The organism is Streptomyces calidiresistens, from assembly GCF_014141525.1.
Lineage (GTDB): Bacteria > Actinomycetota > Actinomycetes > Streptomycetales > Streptomycetaceae > Streptomyces > Streptomyces calidiresistens.
This window is the reverse complement of record NZ_VKHS01000724.1, coordinates 1-2,753: the sequence shown is the minus strand read 5'-3', so window position 1 is coordinate 2,753 and position 2,753 is coordinate 1. Positions and strand designations below refer to the sequence as shown.

At 73.6% G+C, this 2,753-nt stretch carries 2 protein-coding genes; one reads left to right on the top strand and one right to left on the bottom strand.

What is annotated here, in order from left to right; genetic code table 11:
- Positions 1-37: 37 nt before the first annotated feature.
- Positions 38-1,081 (bottom strand): RDD family protein, encoded by a 1,044-nt coding sequence (locus FOE67_RS21995; RefSeq protein ID WP_182666577.1) that lies wholly within the window; start codon positions 1,079-1,081, stop codon positions 38-40.
- A gap of 234 nt (positions 1,082-1,315) precedes the next feature.
- On the opposite strand from FOE67_RS21995, the gene FOE67_RS21990 reads away from it, so the two are divergent.
- Positions 1,316-2,323 carry a stage II sporulation protein M gene (locus tag FOE67_RS21990; RefSeq protein WP_182666576.1) on the top strand — a complete coding sequence of 336 codons (1,008 nt, stop codon included), beginning with the start codon at positions 1,316-1,318 and terminating at the stop codon, positions 2,321-2,323.
- Positions 2,324-2,753: the final 430 nt, after the last annotated feature.

The following is a 2,753-nucleotide window of genomic DNA, read 5'->3' as shown; positions in this document are numbered from 1 at the left end:
GGGGTGGGAGTGAACGGGTCCGCCCCCCGGACCGGCCTCATCCCGGCGCGCTGAACCCCCCGGGGCGCGAGGACACGCTTTCCGGTGCGCCGGCCCCCGGCCCGGACCGGTCCTCCGGAGCGGGTCCGGCCGTCACCGGGGGCGCCCCCGGGGGAGCGAACCCGGGCCCGGCGGACGGGGCAGCCGCCCCCGAAGCCCCGGCGGGCGGCACCACCGCCCCGGGTGCCGGGGGAACACCCCCGCCGGGAGCGGCGAACGACCCGGCCGGGGCACCCGGCACACCGGGCCCCCCGGAGCCGGCGACGGCCCCCCGCAACTCCGGCGGCACCGGCCGATCCCGGAACGTACGCGCGATCTCCCGCCGCTGCCGTTCCCCCGCCACCGCCGCCAGGTAGGAGGCCGGGTGCTCGCCGGGCGGCGGCGGGGAACCCAGCCTCGCCGCCAACTCGTCGGCCAACCCCACCCCCATCGACCACGAGACCCCGGGGTCCAGCTTCGGCAGCCGGGTGAGGTACTGACGAATCGCCAGCCACATCCCGTCCGGCACGTTCGACAGGTCCAACGCCGCGAACCGGTCCGCCAGATGCGGCGGCGGTGGCGGCAGCACGGTCGTCCGACCGGTGGGAATCCGCTCCCGCACCACCAGCGTCCCCGCGAAGACGTCTCCCAGCCGCCGACCGCGTGCGGAGACCAGGGAGGCGATGGTGGCGATCACGCCGAAGGTCGCCAGGATCTCCAGGAAACCGATCAGCGCCCGGACGAAGGCGTGCCGGAAGCGAATGGGTCCGCCGTCGTCCCGCACCACGCGCAGCCCCAGCGCCAGCTTGCCGAGCGACCGCCCCTGGCTCAACGTCTCCACGGCCATCGGCACCCCGATGAGCACCAGCACCAGCATCGCCACCTGCACGGCGGCCAGGGCGGCCCCGCCCAGGGCGACGACCTGACTGGTCACCAGGAGCGAGAGCAGGACGTAGGCGGTCACCAGGACCGCCAGATCGAGGGCGACGGCGATGGCCCGGCTCGGCAGTTTGGCCGGTTGCAGCCCGAGCACCACCGCGTCGCCGGTGACCAACTGGTTCATCGTCCTCGGACCCCTCCCGTCGTGGTCCGCCGGGCCGGTCGGGCGCCCGACGGTCGAGCCACGACCGCCCGCGATCCCCGGGGCGGGGCGGGGCGGCGTCGTCTCCAGTCTGCCGTTCCGGACCCCGGCCCGCCGCACCACCCCGGGCGGAGCGTCCCGGACCGGACAACAACCGGGTGTCGTTCGCCCGGTCCGCTCGACATCCACCCCGGTCGTTCTGAGAAGGTCGGGGACATGGACCTCGATGTGTTCGTCGCCGCCCACCGGGCCGAGTGGGACCGTCTCGACCAGTTGCAGCGCCGTCGCCGTCGCCTCACCGGCGCCGAGGCGGACGAGATGGTCGCGCTGTACCAGCGCACCGCGACGCACCTGTCCATGCTGCGCGCGCAGGCCCCCGACCCGGTGGTGATGAACCGCCTCACCACCCTCGTCGCCCGCGCGCGCAGCGGAGTGGTCGGGGCCCGCCGCTCGACCTGGGGGGACGCGGTCCACTACTTCACCGCCGGCTTCCCCGCCGCCTGCTACCGCACCCGGACCTGGTGGGTGCCCACCGCCTTCGCCTTCATCCTGGTGACGGTGCTGGTGGGGTGGTGGATCGCGGCCTCGCCCGAGGTGCAGGCGAGCATCGGGGCGCCGGAGGAACTCCGGGAGATGACCCGGCCCGGCGGGGCCTACGAGACCTACTACACCGAGAGCGCGGCGGCGGCCTTCTCCGCGCAGGTGTGGACGAACAACGCCTGGGTCGCGGCCATCTCGCTCGCCTTCGGGGTCCTGTTGGGCATCCCGGTGATCTGGGTGCTGCTGCTCAACGCGGTGAACGTCGGCATCGGCCTCGGGTTGATGGCCGCCGCCGGGCGGCTGGACGTCTTCCTGGGGCTGATCCTCCCGCACGGCCTGCTGGAGCTGACGGCGGTCTTCGTGGCGGCGGGAGTGGGCCTGCGCCTGGGATGGACGGTGATCGATCCGGGGCCGCGCAGTCGCCGGGTCGCCCTCGCGACCGAGGGACGTGCGGCGCTGGGCATGGCGATCGGCCTCATGGTCGTGCTCTTCGTGTCGGGCCTCATCGAGGGATTCGTGACCCCCTCGGGTCTGCCCACCTGGGCCCGCATCACGATCGGCGTGGTGGCCCTGGTCGCCTTCCTCCTCTACGTCTTCGTGGTGGGTCGCCGGGCGGCGGAGGCGGGCGAGACGGGGGACACGCAGGCCGCGGACGTCGGGGACCGCCTCCCCGAGGTGGCCTGAGCGGCGGGCCGGTCGCTCTCCCCGGACACGGGCGAGCCGGTTCCGACTCCCGGGCCGGCCGCACTTGACACGTCCGTGGTGGATCCGTAAGTTGTATCGAGCTGCCACTGACGCGGAGGCCGAGCCCCGCATGTCGGTGGCGCGCGTGTCCCCCGGGTTGGTTTACCGGGTGGGACCGTCACCTTCGCGGGACAAACTCCTCGAACGATCCGGATCGGGTCGTCGTCTTCGCACGTGTGCGGATGCGTCGGGTCGCGGTATTGCCGTGCATTCGTGTGTCCGGGTGCGGAAATGGCTCCGGGTCCGATTTTGAATCGGGCGGGGGAATGTTCTACGGTGGTGGCAACGCCGGAGGGCGCAAAGCTCGCGCCGGAGGGCGGTAAAACACTCGAACTCCCGCCGACCGGGAGCCGGATCCGAGGGAAATCGG